Annotated in this window: 19 protein-coding genes; 4 read left to right on the top strand and 15 right to left on the bottom strand. The window is 72.2% G+C overall.

Going from position 1 to position 15,878, the window contains the following annotated elements; all coding sequences use genetic code 11:
• Positions 1-2: 2 nt before the first annotated feature.
• From QUC20_RS15200 to QUC20_RS15140, 13 genes are all read right to left on the bottom strand, one after another.
• Positions 3-1,418: a flagellar hook-length control protein FliK gene (locus tag QUC20_RS15200; protein WP_289330421.1), complete on the bottom strand. Its 1,416-nt coding sequence runs from the start codon at positions 1,416-1,418 to the stop codon at positions 3-5.
• Positions 1,415-1,855 (bottom strand): hypothetical protein, encoded by a 441-nt coding sequence (locus QUC20_RS15195; RefSeq protein ID WP_289330420.1) that lies wholly within the window; start codon positions 1,853-1,855, stop codon positions 1,415-1,417. Before QUC20_RS15195 ends, QUC20_RS15200 begins: the two co-directional genes overlap by 4 nt.
• Complete coding sequence (locus QUC20_RS15190; RefSeq protein ID WP_289330419.1) at positions 1,852-3,186, bottom strand: FliI/YscN family ATPase; 1,335 nt, start codon at positions 3,184-3,186, stop codon at positions 1,852-1,854. Before QUC20_RS15190 ends, QUC20_RS15195 begins: the two co-directional genes overlap by 4 nt.
• Positions 3,183-3,800: a FliH/SctL family protein gene (locus QUC20_RS15185; RefSeq protein WP_289330418.1), complete on the bottom strand. Its 618-nt coding sequence runs from the start codon at positions 3,798-3,800 to the stop codon at positions 3,183-3,185. Before QUC20_RS15185 ends, QUC20_RS15190 begins: the two co-directional genes overlap by 4 nt.
• Entirely contained in the window at positions 3,790-4,791 is a 1,002-nt protein-coding gene (fliG, locus tag QUC20_RS15180) for a flagellar motor switch protein FliG (protein WP_120264048.1), read from the bottom strand. The genes QUC20_RS15185 and fliG overlap by 11 nt, the downstream gene beginning before the upstream one ends.
• Positions 4,788-6,413 carry a flagellar basal-body MS-ring/collar protein FliF gene (gene fliF / locus QUC20_RS15175; protein WP_289330417.1) on the bottom strand — a complete coding sequence of 542 codons (1,626 nt, stop codon included), beginning with the start codon at positions 6,411-6,413 and terminating at the stop codon, positions 4,788-4,790. The genes fliG and fliF overlap by 4 nt, the downstream gene beginning before the upstream one ends.
• Positions 6,413-6,718 carry a flagellar hook-basal body complex protein FliE gene (gene fliE / locus QUC20_RS15170; RefSeq protein WP_120264050.1) on the bottom strand — a complete coding sequence of 102 codons (306 nt, stop codon included), beginning with the start codon at positions 6,716-6,718 and terminating at the stop codon, positions 6,413-6,415. The genes fliF and fliE overlap by 1 nt, the downstream gene beginning before the upstream one ends.
• A complete protein-coding gene (locus tag QUC20_RS15165) occupies positions 6,718-7,110 on the bottom strand; it encodes a flagellar basal body rod protein FlgC (RefSeq protein ID WP_289330416.1) in 393 nt (130 codons plus the stop codon). Before QUC20_RS15165 ends, fliE begins: the two co-directional genes overlap by 1 nt.
• Entirely contained in the window at positions 7,107-7,448 is a 342-nt protein-coding gene (locus QUC20_RS15160) for a flagellar basal body rod protein FlgB (protein ID WP_289330415.1), read from the bottom strand. The genes QUC20_RS15165 and QUC20_RS15160 overlap by 4 nt, the downstream gene beginning before the upstream one ends.
• A gap of 110 nt (positions 7,449-7,558) precedes the next feature.
• The gene (locus tag QUC20_RS15155) at positions 7,559-7,819 is read right to left on the bottom strand and encodes a hypothetical protein (RefSeq protein WP_289330414.1); all 261 of its coding nucleotides are present in this window, start codon (positions 7,817-7,819) and stop codon (positions 7,559-7,561) included.
• A complete protein-coding gene (gene fliS, locus QUC20_RS15150) occupies positions 7,816-8,193 on the bottom strand; it encodes a flagellar export chaperone FliS (RefSeq protein ID WP_120264054.1) in 378 nt (125 codons plus the stop codon). The genes QUC20_RS15155 and fliS overlap by 4 nt, the downstream gene beginning before the upstream one ends.
• Positions 8,190-9,569, bottom strand: a complete 1,380-nt coding sequence (fliD, locus tag QUC20_RS15145; protein ID WP_289330413.1) for a flagellar filament capping protein FliD — start codon at positions 9,567-9,569, stop codon at positions 8,190-8,192. The genes fliS and fliD overlap by 4 nt, the downstream gene beginning before the upstream one ends.
• A 91-nt stretch (positions 9,570-9,660) precedes the next feature.
• Entirely contained in the window at positions 9,661-10,467 is an 807-nt protein-coding gene (locus QUC20_RS15140) for a sigma-70 family RNA polymerase sigma factor (protein WP_259455302.1), read from the bottom strand.
• A gap of 234 nt (positions 10,468-10,701) precedes the next feature.
• On the opposite strand from QUC20_RS15140, the gene flgN reads away from it, so the two are divergent.
• Genes flgN through QUC20_RS15120 form a run of 4 tightly spaced genes read left to right on the top strand, consistent with a single transcriptional unit; the run spans position 10,702 to position 13,856 of the window.
• Positions 10,702-11,184 (top strand): flagellar export chaperone FlgN, encoded by a 483-nt coding sequence (gene flgN / locus QUC20_RS15135; protein WP_120264056.1) that lies wholly within the window; start codon positions 10,702-10,704, stop codon positions 11,182-11,184.
• A gap of 8 nt (positions 11,185-11,192) precedes the next feature.
• Positions 11,193-12,596 carry a flagellar hook-associated protein FlgK gene (flgK, locus tag QUC20_RS15130; protein ID WP_289330412.1) on the top strand — a complete coding sequence of 468 codons (1,404 nt, stop codon included), beginning with the start codon at positions 11,193-11,195 and terminating at the stop codon, positions 12,594-12,596.
• A gap of 13 nt (positions 12,597-12,609) precedes the next feature.
• Positions 12,610-13,491, top strand: a complete 882-nt coding sequence (gene flgL, locus QUC20_RS15125; RefSeq protein WP_120264058.1) for a flagellar hook-associated protein FlgL — start codon at positions 12,610-12,612, stop codon at positions 13,489-13,491.
• Positions 13,488-13,856 carry a flagellar assembly protein FliW gene (locus tag QUC20_RS15120; protein ID WP_289330411.1) on the top strand — a complete coding sequence of 123 codons (369 nt, stop codon included), beginning with the start codon at positions 13,488-13,490 and terminating at the stop codon, positions 13,854-13,856. Before flgL ends, QUC20_RS15120 begins: the two co-directional genes overlap by 4 nt.
• Positions 13,857-13,863: 7 nt before the next feature.
• On the opposite strand, the gene QUC20_RS15115 is transcribed toward QUC20_RS15120, so the two are convergent.
• Positions 13,864-14,925, bottom strand: coding sequence for a sugar-transfer associated ATP-grasp domain-containing protein (locus tag QUC20_RS15115; protein WP_120264060.1), 1,062 nt, complete (start codon positions 14,923-14,925; stop codon positions 13,864-13,866).
• A gap of 97 nt (positions 14,926-15,022) precedes the next feature.
• The gene (locus QUC20_RS15110) at positions 15,023-15,868 is read right to left on the bottom strand and encodes a flagellin N-terminal helical domain-containing protein (protein WP_289330410.1); all 846 of its coding nucleotides are present in this window, start codon (positions 15,866-15,868) and stop codon (positions 15,023-15,025) included.
• Positions 15,869-15,878: the final 10 nt, after the last annotated feature.

The raw sequence follows: 15,878 nt of genomic DNA, 5'->3' as shown, positions 1-15,878 counted from the left end.
ATTCAGGCGTAGAGGTCGATGCGGCCGGCCTCGAGAGGCGCGGGGCGGTGGGGCACGGCGATGCCGGTGTCGTCGGGGTCGGACGCACGACCGGTGTGCTCGTTGCCGTGCACGCCGGGGGTCTGCGGGGATGCTCCGCCGGACGAGCCGCCTCCGGATGTCTGCGCGCCGAAACCGCCCGGACCGCTCGGTGTGGCCTGGTGGCCGACGGTCGGCAGCGACGACGGTGTCGGCGACGGGTCGTCGCCCGCGGCGAGGCTGACGGACGAGAAGGGTGCGAGCGCGGCGAGATCGCGCCGCAGCTCGCCCAGGAGCGCGCGGATCGCCTCGTGCGCCGCCGGCGTGCCGGTGGCGAGCTCGACGGTGACGGCAGATCCGGAGATGTGCGCCGTGACGGTGATCGGTCCGAGGCTCTCGGGTGAGACGCGCAGCACCATGGCGTGACGTCCGGGCTCGGCGGTGACGAGTGACAGCACGGGCGCGCGCAGCTGCGGTGCGAGAGGCGGCGCGGCCGTCGGCGCGGGAGGTGCGGCCGCGGAGGATGGTGCCGATCCGAGCTGCGTCGGCGTCGGTATCGGAGCAGGGGATGCCGCGGTCACGCCCGCAGGAGGCGTAGGCGTCGACGGCGAGGCCGCGTCGACTCGCGTGGCCTGCGGGGCCTCGGGGGCGCCGGGCTGAACGCTCGCCGCGTCGGAGGTGAACGCATCCGTGGCCTCGGACGCGACGACGACCGACGCTGTGCGCACATCCGCGCCGGCGCCTGCTGTCGTGCCGGATCCCGCTGCTCCTGCCGTCGCTGTTGTCGCCCCTGCTGCTGCTGATGCCGTCGTCGCTTCCGTCACCGCTGCCGAGAACGTCGCCGCCACGGCGGTCTCTCGCGTTGCCGCTCCCGCTCGGTCGGCCCCGAGCTGCGGGACGTCGGAAGACGGGATCAGGCTCGGGTCGGCAGCGACCCCGGAAGCATCCTTCGCGGTGGCCGTCGCCCCTGCCTCTTCCGCGATCACGTCTCCGCTGACGGCACTCCCGCTGACGGTGTTCCCGCTGACGGCGTCTCCGACGACGGGGTTCCCGCTGATCGCACTCCCGACCACCGGATCGCCGGAGACACCGGCATCCCCGACGCCGGCTGCATTCGAACCCGCCCGAGGCGCCGCGGGCGCGGCCATCGCCGCGAGTTCCCCGGTCGCCGCCTCGACCCCGGACCCGACCCCGGCCTCGACCTCGGATCCGAGCCCGGCGACATCCCGACCGACCCCGGAGGCGTCCTCGCCGCCCATCGGCGCGGTCGCGGTCTGTCCGGCGAGTACGAGCGCGAAGACATCCGCGGCCACCGCACCGTCGTCGCCGCCATCGTTCGGCCCGCCGCGAGGACGCGCGACCGCGACCGTCGCCCCGGGGGTGATTCCCCACAGATTCACGACGTCTCCTCCGGTGCCGGATAGTCGTCAGCCGTCGAGCGCAGCGCGACCTCGTCGAGCACGGCCTGCTCGGCGGCATCCCGTCTCGCGCGCTCTCGATCGTGGAAAGCGTCGGCCAGCCGTTCGATGCCCTGCTCCGCCCGACGGGCGTCGGTGAACCGGGCGCGCGCCGCGTCGACCTCGTCGCGCTGCGCGCTGCGGAGCGTGTCGAGGTCGGTCAGCAGGCTGCGGGCGGCCGCACGACTGGCGGCGAGAGCCGCGAGGGTGCGGACGTCGCCCGGGGTGTCGGCCGACGTCGTCAGCGCTGCACGCAGCTGCCGGTCACGTGCCTCGGTGCGCTGCTGCTCCATCGCCGCGCGCGAGAGGTGCGCTGCGGCGGCGCGCTGCTGGATGCCGCGGATGCGCAGCAGTCCGGCCAGGGGGAAGCCGCGCTTCATGAGACGTCTCCGAACGATGCGACGAGTTCGCCGAGCCGGCGCCACGACTCGCCCGCGGGGGAGCGGTCGTCGAGATCCTGGCGGAGGAAGGCGTCGATCGCGCGCGCGGACGCCACGGCGGCATCGACCCGCGGGTTCGCTCCCGACTGGTACGCGCCGACACCGATGAGGTCTTGCGCCTCTTGGCGCGCGGCGAGCACCGACCGCAGCGTCGTCGCGAGGCGGCGCTGCTCACCGGTCGCGACCTTGCCGGCGAGCCGCGACACCGAGCCCAGGACGTCGATCGCCGGGTGATGGCCGGTGACGGCGAGCGTCCGATCGAGCACGAGGTGCCCGTCGAGGATCGACCGCACGGTGTCGGCGACGGGTTCGTTGTGGTCGTCTCCCTCGACGAGCACCGTGTAGATGCCCGTGATCGACCCGCGGCAATCGGTGCCGGCGCGTTCGAGCAGACGCGCGAGCACGGGAAAGGTGGAGGGCGGGTAGCCGCGCGTCGCGGGCGGTTCGCCGGCGGCGAGTCCGATCTCGCGCTGGGCCATGGCGACTCGGGTGAGCGAGTCCATCATGAGGACCACGTGCTGCCCCTCGTCGCGGAACGACTCGGCGATGCGTGTCGCGGTGGACGCGGCCCGCAGCCGCGCCATGGCCGGCTGATCGGATGTCGAGACGACGACGACCGAGCGGGCGAGACCGTCGGGGCCGAGGTCGTCTTCGAGGAACTCCCGCACCTCTCGCCCGCGCTCGCCGACGAGGGCGATGACGTTGGCTGTGGCCGACGACCCGCGCGCGATCATCGACAGCAGCGACGATTTGCCGACACCCGACCCGGCGAACAGGCCCACGCGCTGGCCGCGGCCGAGGGGGGTGAGCGTGTCGATCGCGCGGACCCCGGTGATGAGCGGGTCGGTGATGCGTTCGCGCCCCATCGCAGAGGGAGGCGCATGGTCGAGGTCGACGCGCGGGGCGACGAGGGGGCCGCGCCCGTCGATGGGGCGACCCAGGCCGTCGAGCACGCGCCCGAGCGCAGCGGATCCGACCGGCACTCGGGCACGGCCGGCGAGGGCGCGGACCGGGTCGCCGACCCGCAGCCCGTCGGTGACTCCGAGCGGCATGCAGCGCAGGACGCCGCGGTCGGCGGCGACGACCTCCGCGGGTATGCCGGGGGTCCCACCGCCGATGGCCCCACCGCCGGTCTGCCCGCCGAGCTCGACGAGATCGCCCACCGCCCCGTGCACGCCGCGGATGTCGACACCGAGCCCGACGATCCGCGAGACCGCGCCGGTCCGGATCGGTCTCACCGCCTCGATGACCGCCGGCCAGCCCCCGCTCACGCGCGCTCCTCGAGGGCACGGCGGGCCCGCGCGAACGCGGCTGCGATCCGCAGATCGATCGCACCGTCGGCGAGTCGGATCGTCGCGTCGCCGGGCGCCAGGTCGGGGTCGACCTCGAACGCCACCGATCGCGGCAGCGTCTCGGCGAGGGCAGAGGTGACGACGTCCGCGTCGGCAGGGTTGAGTCGCACCACGCGCACTTCCGGAGCCTCGACGTCAGCCACAGCGTTCTCGATCCGAGCCGCGGTCGTGAGCGCCGACCGCACGGAATCCGAGAGTTCGCGCTCGACGATCGCCTGCGCCAGCTCGATCGCCATCGCGTGCAGGTCCGCGACCGCCGGGGCGGTCAGTTCCGCCGCGCGGGCGTCGAACCGGTCGGATGCGCGCTCGACCGCAGCGATGGCGGCGGCCACGCGTGCGCGCTCGGACGCGGTCGCGGCAGCCTCGCGCGCGTCGCGTTCGGCGGCTTCCCGCGCGGCGTGGGCCGCGGCCAGCCGCATCCCCTCGGCGTACCCGGCAGCGTGACCGCGGGCGCGGGCCCGGTCGCGTTCGTCGGTGAGCGACGGCCCCGACAGTCGAGGGATCTCGAGGCGGGTGAAGGCGTCAGACGACATACTCCTCCTCGACCCGCTGCACCCGGATGTCGCCGGCGGCCTCGAGCTCGCGGATGGTCCGGACGATCGCCGCGCGGGCCTCCTCGACCTGCGAGACGCGCACGGTGCCGAGCAGGCGCGACTCCTCTTGCAGCGCCTCGCGGTTGCGTTCGGTCATGTTGCGGAGGATGACGTCTGCGACGGGACCCGACGAGCCCTTCAGCGCGAGGGCGAGCACGCGCACGTCGATGCCACGCAGAACGCGCTGCGCGTCACGGTCGTCGAGCACGACGATGTCGGCGAAGGTGAACATGCGCGAGCGGATGTCTTCGGCCAAAGCGCTGTCGCGCGCCTCGATGCTCGCGAGCAGCGCCTTCTCGACGGTCGCATCCGACCGGTTGATGATGTCGACCAGGGGCTGCACGCCGCCGAGGGTCTCGCGGGCATCGCGTGTGGTCAGCGCTCCCGAGCGCGCGCGCAGCGCGGTTGCGACGACTGCGACGGCATCCTGCGACGCGGTCCCCATCGTCGCGATCGCCTGGGCGACGTCGGTGCGGGCCGGGTCGGTGATCTCGGCCAGGACGGCCGCCGCGCGCTCCACGGGCAGATGCGCGATGACGAGCGCGACGGTCTGGGGAAGCTCGCCGTCGAGGATGCTCGCGACCTGGGCCGGTTCGACGGCGGTGAGGAACTCGAACGACGAGCTCGTCATCGACGACGACACCTTCGTCAGCACCCCCGCGGCGCGTTCGGGACCGAGCGAGGCCTCGAGCAGACCCGTGGCCAGGTCGCGTCCGCCGCGGACGGGCGGCAGGTGTCCCCGAACGACCCGTTGGAAATCGGTGAGCGCATCGCGCGTGGTCTCGAGGTCGAGGTCGCGCAGCCGGATGATCTCCGCCGCGATCGCCTCGGCCTCGTCGTCGGAGAGGTGCTTGAGCACCTCGACGGCCTGCGCCCGGTCGAGGTTCATGATGACCACGGCCGCCGTCTGGGTTCCGGTGAGTTCGCTCATGCGTCGGTCGAGTCCCGGACGAGCCGGCGCAGCAGGTCGGCGGTGCGGGCGGGGTCGCGGCGGGCGAAGTCGCCGATCTCGGCGCGACGGCGGTCGAGCGCGACCTGTACGGGCTCCGGGTCGGGTTCGGGCTCCGGGTCGACCGCCATCGCGGGCAGCGGCACCGTGGGCGCCTCGTCGAGGAGCGGGGTCGCGAGGCCGCGGGTGAGCGCGTCGAATCGGTCGAGCGGCTCGTCGACAGGGGTCAGAGTCAGCACCGACTCGTCCTCGGCGGCCGCGCGACGGCGGCGGACGATGACGATACCGGCGATCGTCGCTCCGATGAGCCCGAGCACGACGACGGCGGCGACGATCGCGGTGCGGAGCGTCTCGGCGGAGCGTTCGGACTCCTCGGCCTCGCGAGCGGCGTCGAGAGCCGCCTGGGCGGCCGCGGCGCCCTGATCGCTGAACGCGACGAGCTCGACGGTCACCTGGTCGCCGCGGGCGCGGTCGATTCCGGCGGCCGACATCACGAGGGCTTCGAGCTGAGCGACGTCGACGACGTCGGTGCCGTCGGCGTTGACCGCGACGGCGACGGTCTGCCGCGCGACGGACCCCGCCGGGGTCGAGGTGCTCTCGACGGTCTTGTTCACGACGTTCGACCGGTTCGTCTGCGTCGACTCGTAGGTGCCGGCGCCGCCGACGCCCGCGGGCAGCTCCGCGCCCAGGACGCCGGTCTGACCACCCGTGCCCGTGTAGCTCTCGGTGCTCGATTCCTCGGTGGCCGGCAGGGCGCCCTCGACCGGCGTGTAGGTCTCGTCGACGCGCTCGGTCGCGGCCTGCTGCATCTCGGCGGCGACCGAGACGGTCGCGTTGCCGGTGCCGAGCACGGTGTCGAGCATCTGCTGCACGCTCGCGGCCATGCGGGTCTCGTATGCCCCGGCCTGCTGGTCGGCGTTGCGCGTGGCATCGCCGCCGATCGCCGAGAGGGTGCGGCCGGCGGCGTCGACGACCGCGACGTTCTCGGGCTTCATCCCGCTCACGGCCGCCGAGGTCAGGTGAACGATGGCCTCGACCTGTTCGGGTGGCAAGGCGACCCCGCGGGACGTCTCGATGAACACGGATGCCGTGGGCTCGATCTTCTGCGAGACGAACACGCTCTCTTCGGGCAGGGCGAGCTGGACCGAGGCCGTCGTCACGTTCTCGAGAGCGCCGATCGTGCGGGCGAGCTCGCCTTCGATCGCACGCTTGTACGTGACCGACTGCTGGAACTCCGAGCTCGTCACGCCCATCTTGTCGAACAGCGAGTACCCCGATGACTCCGCGCTGGGCAGGCCGGCCGCCGCGGCCGCGAGGCGCTGCTCGTAGACGGCGGTCTCGGGCACGAGCACGGTCGAGCCCCCGTCGGTCAGCTCGTAGGGGATCGAGCCGGAGCGCAGCTGCTCGACGACAGCGCTGGCGTCGGAGGCCGACAGCCCCGAGAACAGCGGGGTGAGGGTCGGACGCGACATCCAGCTCGCCAGGGCGAACACACCCATCGCGAGCACCGCGATGCCGATGATCGCGATCGTGCGCTGGGCGAGGGTGAACCCGGCGATCGTCGCGCGCAGGCGGGTCCAGAGCGAGGTGACGGCGGCGGGCATCAGGCCTGCATCCGCATGATGTCGTTGAAGGCCTCGACGCCCTTGTTGCGTACGGCGGCGATGAGCTCGAGGGTCACCGAGGCGCGCGACGACGCGATCATCGCGGAGTGGATGTCGTCGAGGTCACCCGTGACGGCCGCGACGGCCAGCTCGTTCGACGTCGACTGCATCGCGCGCAGCTCGTCGACCGCGCCGGTGATGCTCGCGCCGAAGTCGGCGCCGCCGGTCTGCTGGGGTGCGCGGGTGCTCGAGGTGAGGGCGGATGCAGCCGCGCCCAGCGCGTCGATGCCCGACAGCGGCGGCATCAGCGGCGTCCGATCTGCAGGGCGGCCTCGTAGGTGGCCTTGGCGCGGTCGACGACCGCCGCGTTGGCCTGGTACCCGCGCTGCGCGAGGATCAGGTGGCTCATCTGCTCGCCCAGGTCGATGTCGGGGTAGCGGACGTAGCCGTCGGCGTCGGCGAGCGGGTTGTTCGGCTCGTGCACGAGCCGGCCCTCCGCGCCGCCCCACACGGCGCCGGCGACGCGAACGCCGCCCGGATCGCCGGCCGACTCGACCGCGATGTAGCGCTGGCGGAACGCGTCGTCGCCGGGCGCGACCGCGGTGTTGATGTTGGCGATGTTGTCGCTGAGGGCGTCGAGCCAGGTGCGGTGGGCCGTCAGGCCCGACCCGGCGATGCCGATGGCGTCGAAGGTCATGAGGTCCTCATCGCGGTCTGCATCGAGCTGAACGTGCCGCCGACGGCCTGCGCGGCGAACTGGTACCGCAGCACCGCCTCGATGTTGGCGAGGGTCTCGGTGTCGAGATTGACGTTGTTGCCGTTGAGGCGTGTGGCGGCGGTCGACTCGCGCACGGTCGCCGTCACGGCGCCGTCGCCGCGTTCGACCGAGCGGGCCAGGGCGTTCTCGAAGCTGACGACCTTGGCCCGGTAGCCGGAGGTGTTGACGTTCGCGATGTTGTCCGCGATGGCGCGCTGGCGCTCCGCGAGGCCCGAGAGGGCGCTCGTGAGCGCGGTGGTGGTCACAGATTCGAGCACGAAGGCGTCTTCCGTCGAACGATGTGGCCGATCCCTGGCCGATGGATGAGCGATCCGTGCTCAGCATCACCTATCGGCCGCCGCAGCGACGGCGTAAGCCGCGAGCGCGGTCAGCCGTCGAGGTCGAGGTAGACGGCGTCGGGATGCCGCTGCGGGATGCGGTCGATGGCGTCGAGGTGCCCGCGGACGGTGTCGAGCTCGGCGCGCAGCTGCCGCGACCGGTCGGCCTGCGCGCGCACGACCGCCCGCGCCCGGTCCTCGAGATGCGCGGGGAGCGGGCCGAGCCCGGGGGGCGGGTGCCACGGGAGGGCGCCGGCGGGGTCGCCCATCAGCTCCGCCTCGAGCCCGTCGAGCAGGTCGGCCCACGTCACGCGGGCATCGCCTCCGCCGCGCCGTGCCACGCCTCGCGCAGCGGCGCGATGAGGTCGCGGCATTCGCGGGTACGCTCGGGGTCGCGCCCGATGTTCGCCCCGATGAGCGTGCGGGTGATGTAGTCGTACACCGTCCGGAGTGCCGCCGAGCCGCTCCAGCTGTCGTCGAGCGAGCCGGTCAGCTCGACGAGGATCCGCTGGGCGTGCTGCAGCTGATCGTTGGCGGTCTGCCAGTCCGCGGCGCGCTGCGCCGCCTCGCCGCGCTCGACGTCGAGCAGCAGCCGGTCGAACAGGAGCGTGACCAGGCGCGACGGGCTGGCCGAGAGGATCGTCTCTTCGCGGTAGCGCTGTTGGGCGCGCAGGGCGGCGTTCATTTGTTGCCCGTTCCCGACATCGCCGACAGCTGCGACTCGAGGTACGACGATTGGGTCTGCAGCCTCGAGAGCATGGTCTCCATCGCGGCGTAGGTCCGCTCGAGGGTCGCGCGTCTCTGCTCGAGCCGGAGGTCCCAGCGCGTCAGCTGCTCGCCGAGCATCTTCACCTCGGACTCCTGTCCGGTGATGCGTGCCGTGAGCAGACCGTCGTACTTGTCGGAGTAGCGGTCTGCGACATCCTGCACCCGCGCGGCGACGCCGGCGAAGACCTGCTGCACCCCGGCCGGATCGTCCGCCAGCGCCTTCGTGAACGCCTCCTCGTCGAAGGTCAACGCGCCCCAGCGGTCGACGCTCAGCCCCATGGTCGAGGGAGCGACCCCGTCGAGCGGCAGCTGCACCGCACCGGTGAGAGCCTGGTGGAGGGCGCGCACGGTGCTGTCGCCGGTGAAGACGCCCAGTCGGGTCTGCTCGCCGGGCGTCGTGGCGGTGGTCGCGGTCGACCCGCGGGCGATCCCCGCGAGCAGCGTGCCGATCTGGGTGACGAAGGCCTTCGCGGCCGCGGCGCTGCCGTCGGCGTCCGCGGCGACGGTCACCGACACCGGGGTGGCCGATGCGCGGGTCACCGACACGTCGACGCCGGCGAACAGCGACGTGAAGGTGTTGCTCGCCGAGGTCACGGTCTGCTCCGCGGCGGTTCCGGCCCACAGCCGTACCTGCGCGTCCGTGCCGACCGTCACGATCGCCGATGCGGGTTCCGAGGCGAGATCGCTCGCTGTGCCGGCAGCGACCGCGGCGGCGTCGCCGCGGAACACCTGGAACGCGTTCTCCGCGCCCGTCTCGGTGGCGGTGATCTGCAGGCGCCACAGCGCCTGGCCGTCGGCGTCGACCCCCGCCGATACCGCGGACGCCGTGATGCCGGTGCCGGCTGCGCTCAGCGCGTGCGCGATGTCCGCGGCCGCACCCGACGTCGGTCGGACCTCGACGGGCTTGCCGTCGGTGCCGACCACCGTGAAGACGAGCGGGTCGTCCGCGGCGGAGCCGAACGGCCCCGTGACGATGCTGTGGGCCGTGGCGACGCGGTCGACGACGACGTCGGCCCGGAGGACCGGCGCCCCCGCGGATGCCGTCACCGTCAGGCTGTCGTCCGAACTCGTCGCCTTCCGGTGCAGCAGGGCCGTCGGGCCGGCGGCATCCTTCGCCTTCGTCGCCAGCGACTGCAGCGACGCGTTCAGCGCCTGCAGCTGCGCGATGACGGCCTTGCGGTCGTCGGACTTGGCGCTGAGGATCGTGCGCGGCAGGCGCTCGACGTTCATGAGCGCGTCGATGATCGCCTTGGTGTCGAGTTTCGAGGCGAGGCCGTCGATCGAGATCGCCATCTGCCCGTCCTGTCGTTCATCCGTGCGGCCGCGTGCGCGCCGTCCGTTCGCTCTATCGGCCGCGCGGGCGCGTGCGTTAGCGGGACGGATGTCAGAGCGCGACGGATGCCGCGGGCGCGACGCCCCGGCCGCTGCGGGGCAGCATCGCGGTGATCCGGGCGAAGTAGGCCTCGCGTGTCTCGACCGACACGCGCGAGACGGGTTCGGCCTGTTCCTCGGCGACGAATCGTTCCAGCGCGTCGCGGAGCAGCCGGATGGCCTCGGCGCGCTGCTGCGAGACGGCGGAGTGCGAGACGCCGAGCTCGGCCGCGATCTCTTTGACGGGGCGCTCGTCGATGTAGACGGCCTGGACGATGGCGCGCATGCGCTCGGGCAGGGCCGCGACGGCGCGTTCGAGCACCTCGCGCCGCTCACGGAGCACGGCGGCCTCGTCGGGCAGGACCATCGCGCTCGGCACCTCGAGCGCCGTGGCGTCGTCGATGCTCGTGACCGTGCGCGCGGCGTCGTCGAGAGCCTCGACGACTGCGGCGCGGGGCAGGCCCATGGTGGCCGCGATCTCGTCGACGCCGGCGACGCGGCCGAGGCGTGCGGTCAAGGTATCGCGTACGGCCGTCGTCTCTTTGATGCGCTTGCGGATGCCGCGCGACGCCCAGTCCATCGAACGCATCTCATCCGCGAACGCGCCGAGGATGCGCCGCCGCGCGTAGGCGCCGAAGGGGACGCCCAGAGCGGGGTCGAACGCGTCCGCGGCCGTGACGAGGGCCAGCGCTCCGACCGAGGCGAGCTCTTCCAACGGCACGTGCGTGGCCCGCGAGTGGAGATCGCGCGCCAGATAGCCCACGAGGGGCAGGTTCTCTTCGATGAGTCGATTGCGTTCCGCGTGACCGAGGATGTGCAAAGGGGGCCTCTTTCGTGGCGTGCACCCGCTCCCGCGGCCCGAATTCGCGGAAGCCGTCACGCCGGCTGAGGCCATCATAAGCAAAATGAGAAAGATCTCATACGGAATCCTGAGCAGAAGTAACGTGATCGACTCATGCGCCGATAGTCGAGGATGATCGCTTCAGAACGGTTCGTCAGAAGAGCGAGTCGTTCGATGCGGTCCATGGGGGGCTGCTCAGGTAAGGGGGAAACCGTGGGAGCCAACGAACTGTCGATGCAGCTGTGGCGCGAGCGAGAACTGCTCGAGATGCTGATCTTCAAACTCGAGGAGCAGCGTCTGCTGCTCGAAGCCGGGAACACCCGGTGGATCCATCTCGCGTCACGCGAGATCGAGCGCGTGCTCGAAGAACTGCGCGAGTCGGGCCTGGGCCGCGACGTCGAGGTCGCCGCGGTGGCACGCGAGTGGGGCGTCCCCGAAGCCGCCACACTCGCGGAGCTGCTCGACTCGGCGCCGACGGGCACCTGGCGCGATGTCTTCGCCGAGCATCGCGCCGCGCTCACCGAGCGCATGGCCGAGGTCTCGCAGCTGAAAGAGGCGAACGAGACGCACCTGCGCGCAGCCAGCCGCGCAGTCGACGAGACGCTCGCCGGGCTCGAATCCGGCACGGGCGAGTACACCACCGGCGGTGGGCGGGTCCGCGAGGACACCGCGCGCATCGTCGACAGGGAGATGTGAGGACGCAGATGTCGACATTCAGCGGGTTGGGAACGGCGGCGAGCGCGCTCGCCGCCGCGCGCCGCGGCATGGATCTCGCGGGGCAGAACGTCGCCAACCAGCTGACACCCGGTTACACGCGGCAGCGCCTCGAGACCTCCGCCGTCGCGCCCCCGGCGAGCTCGACGCGCTTCGGGCCGGTCGCCGGCCAGGGCGTCTCCGTCGACGGGATCGCGCGCCTGGGCGATGCCGTGCTCGACGCGCGAGTGCGAGACACCCTCGCGGCATCCGGGTACTGGTCCGCGCGGGCGCAGGCCGCGGTGCGCGCCGAGGCGTCGCTCGCCGAGCCGGGCAAGAACGGTCTGGCCGATCAGCTCTCGCAGCTGTGGACCGCGTGGCAAGACCTGTCGAATGCTCCGGACTCCACCGCGGCGGCGGCTGCGGTGGTGACACGGGGCGAGACGCTCGTGGCACGCATCGCCGACGGCTACCGTTCCGTCGCCGAGCAGTGGTCGTCGGCGCGCGACGCCGCCGAGTTGACGGTCGATCAGATCAACGCCGCCGCGGCCGAGATCGCCGAGCTCAATGCCGGCATCCGCGAGGTCGGCGTCGCGGGCGGTTCCGCGAACGAGCTCATCGACCGACGGAACCTGCTTGCGCAGACGGTCGCGCGGCTCTCCGGTGCCGTCGGCACGGTCGAATCCGACGGCACCCTCACCCTGCGGGTCGATGGGAACGCCCTCGTATCGGGCACGCGCGCTCGTGAGCTGGACGTCACCGGACCCCGATCGATCGGTGCGGGTGAGCCGGTCGTACTCGCTTGGCGTGAGCCCGGCGCCCCGCCGGTCGGCGTCTCGAGCGGGGAACTGGCCGGCACCCTGTCCGTGCTCGCGCCCGCGGAGTCCGGGGGAGTGCTGGCCGGGCTCGCGGCCTCGTACAACGAGCTCGCGAGCTCTCTCGCGGCGACCGTGAACGCCCAGCACCGTCTCGGGTCGACCGCATCGGGAGCGCCGGGCGGCGACTTCTTCGCCGTCGCAGCCGGTGCGCCCGCCGCGCTCGGACTCAGCGTCGTGCCCCGGGGCCGCGACGAACTGGCGATCGCCGCTCCCGGCGCCGGAGCCCTCGACGGCGGCAACGCCGACGCCCTCTCCGGCATCGGGAAGAGGTCCGACGGACCCGACGCGCTCTGGAGCGACGTCGTGTCGCGCCTCGCGGTCGCGACATCCGCCGAGTCGGGACGGGCGGCGCGCGCCGAGACGACGGCGGTCGCCGCCGCGGCGGCCCAGCAGTCGGTCGCAGGGGTCGACAACGACGAGGAGACCATGAGCCTGCTGACGTATCAGACCGCGTACCAGGCGGCCGCCCGCGTCCTCACCGCCGTCGACGAAGCCCTCGACGTCCTCATCAACCGCACCGGCCTCGTCGGCCGCTGACACCCGGAGCGCCATGATCAGCCGAGTCACGTCGCAGACGCTCGCCCAGTCCGCCCTGCGCAATCTGCAATCGGGTCTGAGCGACCTCGCCCGCCTCCAGAACCAGGCGACCTCGCAGCGGGCGTTCGCCGCTCCGTCCGACGATCCGGCCGCGGCGGCAGCCGCCCTCGACCTCCACGCCGCGCAGCGCCGGAACGACCAGTACGCGCGCAACATCGGCGACGGTCTCACGTGGGTGACGACCGTCGACAACGCCATCTCGGCGTCGACGTCGCTGCTCGGGCGAGCGCGAGACCTGACGCTGCGCGGTGCCAACTCCGGGGCGCTCGACGCCAACGCCCGCGAGGCGATCGCGCTCGAGCTCGAGACCATCGCCGACGAGCTGCTCGCTCAGGCGAACACCACGCTGCTCGGACGGTCGGTGTTCGCCGGGACCGCGGAAGGCAGCGCCTTCGGGCCCGACTTCGCCTTTGCGGGGGTGCCGGGCAGCGAGGTGCGCCGACGTGTCGCCGACGGCGAGACGGTGCGGGTCGACGCGAGCGGCGCCGAGGTGTTCGGCTCGGGCGAGGACTCGGTCTTCGCGCTGATCGGATCGATCGTCGCCGATCTGCGCGGCGGAGCGGACGTGCGCGGCCGCATCGACCAGATCGATGACCGCATGAACGCGATGCTGGGGGTGCAGGGCACGGTGGGGGCGAGGCAGAATCAGATCATGCGAGCCAAAGACGCGGCGGCAGACGCGACGGTGTCCCTCGAAGCCCAGCGCGCGGCGATCGAAGACATCGACACCGTCGAGGTGCTCGTCGCCCTGAAGTCGCAGGAGCTCGTCTACCAGTCCGCCCTGGCCGTCACCGCCCGGGTGATGCAGCCGACGCTGATGGACTTCCTCCGATGAGCGCTCTCGAGTTCGTGACGCCCCCGCCGGGACTGTCACCGCACACGTCGTTCTCCCTCGACGAGGTCGAGGGCGGCGGCGGGCTGTTCACGCTGACGGCCGCCGACGATCCCGGGGTGCGGCTGTTCGCCGTCGATCCCGGAGCGGTCGTCGACGATTATTCGCCCACGCTCTCCGACGCGCACGTCGCCGACCTCGGACTCGCCGAGTCGGCCGACGCCCGCGTGCTCGTGGTGGCTCGGATGACGGATGAGGGAATCGGGGTCAATCTCCTCGCGCCCGTCGTGATCAACCGCCGTACCGGCGTCGCCGCCCAGGTCATCCTCGAGGGCCAGGATCTGCCCGTCCGGGCTCTGCTGAGCTGAGCCGCGCTCAGGCCACGGCGCGCGCGAGCGGCGTCGCCGACACGTCCGCATCCGCGTCGATCGCGGCGAGGTAACGCGGCTTGTGGCCCGTGCGGATGCCGGTCGCGCTCGGCTTGTTCTCATAGACGCCCGCCGCCCAGTTGCCCTCGACGAGCACGGGGCCGGTCGGCGAGACAGCGATGTCCCAGCCGACGTAGCGCACCTGCGGCACGACGCGCGCGAGCCGGTCGACGAAGTCGAGCACCTCGTCGAACATCGGCAGGCGGAAGTCGGCGATGCGGATGCCGCTGTCGGGATGCGTCGGGTACACGCGGTCGTTCGAGTCGTAGCCGTCGCCCGTCGCCCGGCCGGTCTCGTCGAGCATCGCGTAGAAGCCGCCGAAGGCGTTCTGGTCGCTCACGGCGCCGCGGCCGAACTTCTGCGCCATGGCGAGCACGTGCGTGCGCTCGCCATCGAAGTACGTCGTGACGCGCGTCGTGTTGACGGTGCCGGCGCAGAGGGCCGCGAGCTCGTCGTGCTGGCGGATGACCTCTTCGACGAGCGTCTCGCCGCGCTCGAGCAGTCCGCGGTGGAACCGGGTCCAGTCGGTGACGTCGCGGGCGAGGTAGCGGTGCACCCCGAGGCCCGCCCGGCCCAACGGCTCCTTCGTCACGATCGTTCCGTGCCGCAGCGCGAAGGCGCGCACATCGTCGGCGTTGTCGTCGGTGACGACCAGCCACTCGCGCTGCAGGTGCGGCGCGAAGGTGTCGTTGAAGGCGATCTTGTCGTGGAAGAGATGACGGTATGCCGGATCGTCGAACCGCACCGCGAGGCGGTGCGAGACGGGGCTGGTCATGTAGGTCGCGCGCTCGGCACGGGTGAGCATCGCGAAGTCGTAGTCGATGTAGTCCTGGAACCCGACACCGCGCACTCCGGCCTGCCAGAGCATGTCGACGACGACGCCGAGCGTGCTGCGGCCGTGCCGCTGCCCGGCCCGCCGCGCGCGGGCGACGAGGCTGCTCGGGTTCACGCGTCGCGCCCGTTCCCACAGGAAGGGGAGGCCGGGCGTGAGGGTTCGGGGGGATGTCATCGGGTTCCTCGTCAGTTCTCTCAGGCGCGTTCCCGCGGTGCGCCCGCGACGGCGATGGGTCCTGCGTCGGGCGGCGCAGGACCCACCGTCGCGAGGCTTACCGGAGCAGCTGGAGCACGCCCTGGTTGGCCTGGTTCGCCTGCGCGAGCATGGCGGTGCCCGCCTGCGAAAGGATGTTCGCCGCGGTGTACTTGACCATCTCGGCCGCCATGTCGGTGTCGCGGATGCGGCTGTTGGCCGCCGACAGGTTCTCCGCCGACACGTTCAGGCTGTTGATGGCCGACTCGAAGCGGTTCTGCGACGCACCGAGGCTCGACCGGGCGGTCGAGATCGCGGTGATCGCCGTGTCGATCGTGTCGATGGTGGTGCGTGCGGTCGCGTTGTCGGTGACCGCGAAACCGGCACCGACGGCGGTGCCGTCGGCAGAGGCGAGCGTGCCGACCGCGGTCGCGACGTTCGCCAGGTTGATCGTGATCGCGTCGTTGTCGGTACCGCCGGCGCCGACCTGGAAGGTCAGCTCGCCGCCCTTGAGCAGGTCGATGCCGTTGAAGTTGGTCGACTCGGCGATGCGGCGCAGCTCGAGGCTGAGCTCACCGGCCTCCTTGGTGATCGCGGCACGGGAGTCCGCGTTGTTGGAGCCGTTGCCGCCCTGGACAGCCAGGTCGCGCATGCGCTGGAGGATCGAGTGGACCTCCGTCAGGGCGCCTTCAGCGGTCTGGATGACCGAGATGCCGTCCTGAGCGTTGCGCGAAGCCACGTTGAGCCCGTTGACCTGAGACTTCAGGCCCTCCGAGATCGCGAGGCCGGCGGCGTCGTCCGCGGCGCGGTTGATGCGCAGACCGCTCGAGAGCTTCTCGAGCGACTTCGACACATCGTTCTGCGTGCTGGACAGGTTGCGGTACGCGTTGAGCGCGCCCACGTTGGTGGCGATCTGCATTCCCATGGTTCATTCC

It is taken from the genome of Microbacterium arborescens, from assembly GCF_030369635.1.
Taxonomy (GTDB): domain Bacteria; phylum Actinomycetota; class Actinomycetes; order Actinomycetales; family Microbacteriaceae; genus Microbacterium.
This window is presented reverse-complemented; position numbering and strand designations above follow the sequence as displayed.

Coding starts and splice junctions, on each gene's coding strand:
- flgL (WP_120264058.1), top strand. CDS start 12,610: ATGATCAGCCGAGTCACGTCGCAGACGCTCGCCCAGTCCGCCCTGCGC.
- fliE (WP_120264050.1), bottom strand. CDS start 6,718: ATGCCGCCGCTGTCGGGCATCGACGCGCTGGGCGCGGCTGCATCCGCC.
- fliD (WP_289330413.1), bottom strand. CDS start 9,569: ATGGCGATCTCGATCGACGGCCTCGCCTCGAAACTCGACACCAAGGCG.
- QUC20_RS15115 (WP_120264060.1), bottom strand. CDS start 14,925: ATGACATCCCCCCGAACCCTCACGCCCGGCCTCCCCTTCCTGTGGGAA.
- QUC20_RS15165 (WP_289330416.1), bottom strand. CDS start 7,110: ATGACCTTCGACGCCATCGGCATCGCCGGGTCGGGCCTGACGGCCCAC.
- QUC20_RS15120 (WP_289330411.1), top strand. CDS start 13,488: ATGAGCGCTCTCGAGTTCGTGACGCCCCCGCCGGGACTGTCACCGCAC.
- QUC20_RS15185 (WP_289330418.1), bottom strand. CDS start 3,800: ATGTCGTCTGACGCCTTCACCCGCCTCGAGATCCCTCGACTGTCGGGG.
- fliG (WP_120264048.1), bottom strand. CDS start 4,791: ATGAGCGAACTCACCGGAACCCAGACGGCGGCCGTGGTCATCATGAAC.
- fliS (WP_120264054.1), bottom strand. CDS start 8,193: ATGAACGCCGCCCTGCGCGCCCAACAGCGCTACCGCGAAGAGACGATC.
- QUC20_RS15195 (WP_289330420.1), bottom strand. CDS start 1,855: ATGAAGCGCGGCTTCCCCCTGGCCGGACTGCTGCGCATCCGCGGCATC.
- fliF (WP_289330417.1), bottom strand. CDS start 6,413: ATGCCCGCCGCCGTCACCTCGCTCTGGACCCGCCTGCGCGCGACGATC.
- flgK (WP_289330412.1), top strand. CDS start 11,193: ATGTCGACATTCAGCGGGTTGGGAACGGCGGCGAGCGCGCTCGCCGCC.
- QUC20_RS15110 (WP_289330410.1), bottom strand. CDS start 15,868: ATGGGAATGCAGATCGCCACCAACGTGGGCGCGCTCAACGCGTACCGC.